The sequence below is a fragment of the Kitasatospora sp. NPDC002522 genome, assembly GCF_053595195.1.
In genome coordinates, this window is the sequence record NZ_JBSFXE010000127.1 from 1 (window position 1) to 1,093 (window position 1,093).

The window sequence follows — 1,093 nt, forward strand, 5'->3', positions numbered from 1 at the left end:
GAGCCGACCGAGGAGTACAAGTACCGGCGCGCGTGGGAAGCACACCAGCGCACCCGCGACGACGCCGCGGCACACGACACGAATCCCGCCCCCGCTCGCGAATCGGCTCACCACGGAATCGGAGACGACACCCACCCCCGGGACGAACCGATGCCGGACGCCGAACCGCCCACACACGACGACCTCGACGACGACCTCGGAGCGGACGGGGACTTCGACGGTGCGCCGTTTCCTTCCGACCGACCGGCCGGCATGGACCACGAGCCGCTGGAAGCGGACCATGCCGCAGCGGTCCCCGGCGCGTCCGCCGACACCGAGACGGCGGATGGCACCCCGGCCATCGCCCCCGCCGGCGGCGGGGGCGATGGCGGCCCGGCGAAACCGGTCACCTTCCGCGGACGCCTCCAGTCCGTCTTCCACGTGGCCGCCAACAACACCTCGATCAGCTTCCAGGGAGTCGAGTACAGCCTGCCGCGCACGGGCCGTGAGCGGTTCGCGAACAAGCCGCTGAGGGGCGAGCTGGTCGGCGGGCAAGTCAAGTTCACCAATCCCGACGGGCAGCCGTTCGACTCCAGGATCACGGAGGCCACCGGCGACCAGAAGTTCATCCCGGCCGGTACCACGCGGACCACGTTGTTCGGCGTGAAGGTGAGTCTGCCGAAGGCTCCGGCGGGGCAGGGTGAGGGCGAGGTGTTCGAGGGCTGGCATGTGCGGGTGGCCGGCGAGGTGGGTCGGCGGATGGTGCAGCTCTCCGTCACGGGAGGCGACGCGTTCGAACCCGTGGGCGACCCGATTCCCTACGACGAGCCGACCGAAGAATACAAGTACCGGCGCGCGGTCGAGCAGGCCGGGAAGGCGTACACCCCGCCCACCTACTCCCCGCCGGACCCCACGGACAAGGGTGCCTTCGTCGGACGCCTTCCCCGCGAGTTCCGCGCAGTCGCCGGCGAAGACATCGTGTCGGTCGGCAGTAGGCAGGTCAAGCTCCCGAACAACGGCCCTGAGCGGTTCGCGAACAAGCCGCTCACGGGCACGCGGACCGACACCGAGGCCACCTTCACCAACCTCGACGGGCAATGGTTTACCCACACCC

1 pseudogene is annotated in these 1,093 nt (G+C 70.0%); it reads left to right on the top strand.

Annotated elements, in window-relative coordinates:
- A pseudogene (locus tag ACWD4U_RS34805) lies at positions 1 to 1,093 on the top strand (hypothetical protein); the annotation flags it as partial.